A 4,232-nucleotide genomic window follows, 5' to 3' on the forward strand; every position below is an offset into this window, starting at 1 on the left:
GCGGCTCAAGCCGAGCCCACTGGCCGCTCGTCATATCTCCACGCCCCACAGCGCTTGATCATCCACGACCTTGATCGACTTTCGCAACACGCCCTAGTCTTGAGTTTTAACCTCGCCGCTGGCAGCGCTACCGCTACGACGGCTTTGAGTGAGACCACCGCACGAGCAGATCGCGGTGCCGACCTACCTGTCGTACGAGGCACACAACCCGGCGCCGTTCACCTCGTCTTCCGTATCCCCTCGGCGCCCCGACGCGCTGACGGGCTTCAGTTCCTGACGGGCACCTGGTCCGGGTAGAACCCGAGCCGCGCCAGCGGCTCCACCAGCTCCTGTTCCTCGTACGCGAGGTGTGAGAGGAGGGCGTCGGTCAGGTAATCGATCGCACCTTGGATGGTGTCGTGGTTCTCCGGTCGTGTCATGTGCTGAACGAGTGCCCGGTCGACCTCCTGGATCGCGTCATGAATAACCTGGTGTTCCTCGGTCAACCGGTCGATCACCGGTTTGAGCTGCGGTTCGCGGCGCGCCAGGTGTGGAAATACGGAGGCGTCTTCGATGCCGTGATGCTGCGTCACGGCGTTGCAGTAGCGGGCGCAGAACGCGCCCAGCGTCCAGTCGTTCTGGCGCAGCGCCATCTCGTTGAGCGCCGCTCTGGCGTCCCCGGCCTGCATCGCCCCGTCGTGTACCTGCCGCACGATGTCCCGTAGGTCCGACAGCTCGCCCCGGAGCATGTCGTGCACCTTGATCAGCTGCTTGGAGACGCGGCGTCCCTGGTCTGTGTAGCTCACTTCCGGGCCCGAGCGGTCCCGCCGCGGCCGCGTCGAATCGTTCCAGGGGGCCCGGTCGCTGAGGCGGACCGCTTTGTCCGGCGTCGGCGTCACTCCCAACCGCTCGTCCTCGGTCCCGCCGGGTGCCGCCGCCTTCGCCGGCGCGCTGATGCCGACCGCGGCCGCTCCCACTGGTGCAGGCGCAGCGCCCGGCCCGCGCAGCCGTGCCTCCTCGACGGCCTCTCGCACGCGGGGCGCAACCTCGGAGGCGAAGTCCTTCATCGCGCGTGGATCGTTTACGGTCACGATGAAGGTCCCGATCCCGTCTTCGAGCGCGAGCCTGGCGAGCTCCGCGGCCGTTTCGCGCGCGGGTGCGTCGACTGCTCCCAGGTTCAGGAGCCGCCGGATCGCGTGGGGTTCGCGCCCGGCTCCGGCGGCCGCCGCGTCGATCACGGCGTTGCCGGCGGCGAGGTCGCCGGGTTTGAGCCCGGCGGTGGTGGGCCACCACCCGTCGGCGAGCCGGCCGACCAGCCTCAGCATCCGGGGTTTGAACGCGCCGACCCAGATGCTGATGTCGTGCATCGGCGCCGGCCCGCGGAGGGCGCCTGCCAGCCGGTAGTGCTTGCCCTCGAACCGCGCGCTGCCCTGCTCACCGGCGTCCCACAGCTCGCGGATCACGTGGATGCCTTCCTCGAGAGCCTCCACACTGTCGCCCGGATCGAGGCGTCGGCCGCCCATCGCCTCGATCGCGTCCCAGGCGATGCCCGCGCCGATGCCGAGCTCGGCGCGTCCGTGGCTGAGAATGTCGAGGCTCGCGGCGGCTTGCGCCAACACCGCCGGTGGCCGCAGCGGCAGGCTCAGCACGTTGGCCGACAGTCGCACACGACCGGTCCGCGCGGCCACGAAGGACATCAGGGTCCAGGCGTCCAGAGAGCGTGGCGAGTAGGGATGGTCCGTGAACGAGACGAGGTCGTACCCCGCCTCTTCGGCGAGCGCCGACAGGGCTACCACCTGGTCCGCGGACTGGGCGGCCGGCTCGACGAAGACGCCGAACTCGAGGTTGTGTCCGTAATCACCCATGCCGGCCACTTCGCTTCCCTTTCATGGATGGCTTCTCGACGACTCTGCGGCAGGCGTCATGGCCACGTTGATCGCCGCACAGGTGTCGATCCTGCTCTGAATGGAGGATCGACACCTGTGCGGGCACCCGGCGCCGCCTGACGGTGGCGTTGTCCACGGCAGCGCTCTCCTTCTCGTCCTGCTCGGAAGACCTAAGTGGGGAAAGCAGATCTGAGGACCCCGAGTTCCGCCGGGTGGGGGCGAGTCCCGGTAGATGAATCCGATCTTCCAGTCATTTGGCGGCCAGGGCGCGGCCGGCGTGGCGGGCGGCGTCCAGGGCCTCGGTGTGCAGTTGGGCGGCCAGGTCCTTGAGGCTTTCCATGGCGGGGTTGGTGGCGGCGAGGGTGAGTTCGCGTTCGATGACGGTGAGGTCGGCCTGCCACATGTCGCTGAGGATGCGCCGGAGGTAGGGGGTGGAGTGGTCCCAGCCCTCGCGGGGGGTGCCCGGTCCGTAGCCGCCCCCGCGGACGGTGACCAGCGCTGCGGGCTTGTTCTTCAGCAGGCCGTTGGCAGCCGGTCCGGCTCCGGCAATGATGAGGTCGACCCAGGTCTTGAAGTGCTGGGAGACGCCGAAGTTGTAGAGCGGGACGGCCAGCAGGACGGCGTCCGCGTCGGTCAGCTCCGCCGTCAGATCGGCGGCCAGGGCGAGGGCGTCGCGCTGGGCCGGGGTGCGCTCGCTTTCGGGCGTGAAACGGGCGGTGGCCGCGAGTGTCCAGGCATCGGCCGGCAGCGGATCGGTGCCCAAGTGACGGCGGACGACCGGCTCACCGGGGCGGGTGGCGGACCATTCGGCTTCCAGCACGTCGGCGAGTTCGGTGCTGGTCGAGGTGGCGGGCATGATGCTGGCGTCGAGACGGAAGAGGCTCATCGGTTTTCTCCAGTTCAGTGCGTTGCGCCCGGGGACGGCCCAGTGGCGTGTCGGCGGTGTCGCCACACGCAGCATAAACGGACTTTACCCCGTTTGCTATTCCTGCCGGTAGAGTGATTCCTGTGGATCGACCCGTCTTGCCCTTGGTGGGAGCGCCGCGCGTCGAGCGTGCTGACGCCGTACGCAACCGGCTGCATCTGCTGGCCACGGCCCGCGAGATGCTCGCCGAGCAGGGCACGGAGAACCTGACCATGGACGGGCTGGCCGAACGGGCGGGCCTGGGCAAGGGGACGGTGTTCCGTCGGTTCGGCACCCGCGCGGGGATCTTCAAGGCGCTGATGGAAGACGAGGAGCAGGCCTTCCAGAAGCAGGTGCTGTCCGGGCCGCCGCCGCTGGGCCCGGGCGCTGAGCCGCTGGACCGCCTGATCGCCTACGGCCGGGCCCGGGTCGGCTTCATGATCGAACACCGCGAGATCACCCGCGCCGGGCTGGACGGCAGACAATCCGTACCCACCGGATCAGAGGCGACCCTCTCCCGGATGCACATCCGCATGCTGCTAGGGCAGATACACCTCGGCGCCGCCGACCTCGACGTCCTGGCCGTCCAGCTCACCGCGGCCCTGGAAGGCCCCCTCCTGCTCTACCTGTCGGCGTCCGACCTCACCGAAGCCTCCCTCCAGATCGAGGAGCGGACCGCACAGGGCTGGCAGGACCTCGTACAGCGCGTCTGCCGACCTTGATCAACAAGTTCCGAATGGCGTGACGCACCGTCCAAAGGCGTCTGTCCACCGGCTGTCCACCGGAGCACCTCTGCGCTCACCACGTAGTGACCGCTTGCTGGCTCGCTGGCACCACGGAAGCTCGTCCGGTCACCCGGGCTCACGCGCTTGTCGATACCCGACAAGGGCGCTTTCCGTCGGTGTTCTCTGTCCGCAACCCTAGCTCGCGGGAGTGGCAGCCCGCAGAGCTGGGCAAACGGCCGTTTCGGCTGTCCGGATACGGAATACCCGGAGACCCTTGGCGATTGGTTCTCTTGCAGAGATCACGGGAGGGGCGCTGGTGGCCGAGTTGATGATGTTCCGGCGAGACGCAGGCGGGCGGGACGTCGAGTTGCCCGGCTCGACGGTAGCTCTGGAGGTGGAGCTGCAGCGCCGGGTCGAGGCCGGCATGGAGGCGATGCTCGGCATCCGGTTCCTGACTTCGGAGTATCCGACGGGGCCGTGGCACCGGGGTCGGATCGACACCTTGGGCTTGGACGAGAACGGTGCTCCGGTGGTCGTGGAGCCGCTGATCCGTCGGGCGTTCGAGGCGGCCTGACCAAGACCATTCTTCCGTGTTTCGCGCGCATGGAGGATGGCGGCACCGCTTCCGCTACGTGCCCTGAGCTTGACTCTGTCGGTGATCTTGATGGTCGAGGTCAACTGCCGAGGGTTCGCCAGGACTTTGACCGGGGGATTTCGTTCTGGTCCAGGAAGGTCTGG

The 4,232-nt window shown here is 68.3% G+C and carries 4 protein-coding genes and 1 pseudogene; 3 read left to right on the top strand and 2 right to left on the bottom strand.

Features of this window, described 5'->3' with window-relative positions; all coding sequences use genetic code 11:
- Nucleotides 1–148: 148 nt before the first annotated feature.
- Entirely contained in the window at nucleotides 149–277 is a 129-nt protein-coding gene (locus EFK10_RS51810; RefSeq protein ID WP_265737461.1) for a hypothetical protein, read from the top strand.
- Here EFK10_RS51810 and EFK10_RS01325 read toward each other — a convergent pair.
- Nucleotides 267–1,844 (bottom strand): LLM class flavin-dependent oxidoreductase, encoded by a 1,578-nt coding sequence (locus EFK10_RS01325; RefSeq protein WP_127353950.1) that lies wholly within the window; start codon nucleotides 1,842–1,844, stop codon nucleotides 267–269. The two genes, EFK10_RS51810 and EFK10_RS01325, sit on opposite strands and share 11 nt — an antisense overlap.
- A 271-nt stretch (nucleotides 1,845–2,115) precedes the next feature.
- Nucleotides 2,116–2,751 (bottom strand): FMN-dependent NADH-azoreductase, encoded by a 636-nt coding sequence (locus EFK10_RS01330; RefSeq protein ID WP_127353948.1) that lies wholly within the window; start codon nucleotides 2,749–2,751, stop codon nucleotides 2,116–2,118.
- A 122-nt stretch (nucleotides 2,752–2,873) separates the two neighbouring features.
- Between EFK10_RS01330 and EFK10_RS01335 the strand changes: the two genes are divergently transcribed.
- Together EFK10_RS01335 and EFK10_RS01340 are read left to right on the top strand one after the other, a co-directional pair.
- Complete coding sequence (locus tag EFK10_RS01335) at nucleotides 2,874–3,491, top strand: TetR/AcrR family transcriptional regulator (RefSeq protein ID WP_164835757.1); 618 nt, start codon at nucleotides 2,874–2,876, stop codon at nucleotides 3,489–3,491.
- A 319-nt stretch (nucleotides 3,492–3,810) separates the two neighbouring features.
- Nucleotides 3,811–4,035 (top strand): annotated as a pseudogene (locus EFK10_RS01340) (DUF5655 domain-containing protein); the annotation flags it as partial.
- Nucleotides 4,036–4,232 lie beyond the last annotated feature (197 nt).

Origin of the sequence: Streptomyces soli, assembly GCF_003999195.1 — a bacterium.
Classification (GTDB): Bacteria; Actinomycetota; Actinomycetes; order Streptomycetales; family Streptomycetaceae; genus Actinacidiphila; species Actinacidiphila soli.

Excerpts from the sequence above, each read along its gene's own strand:
- EFK10_RS01325 (WP_127353950.1), bottom strand. The coding sequence starts at position 1,844 with ATGGGTGATTACGGACACAACCTCGAGTTCGGCGTCTTCGTCGAGCCG.
- EFK10_RS01330 (WP_127353948.1), bottom strand. The coding sequence starts at position 2,751 with ATGAGCCTCTTCCGTCTCGACGCCAGCATCATGCCCGCCACCTCGACC.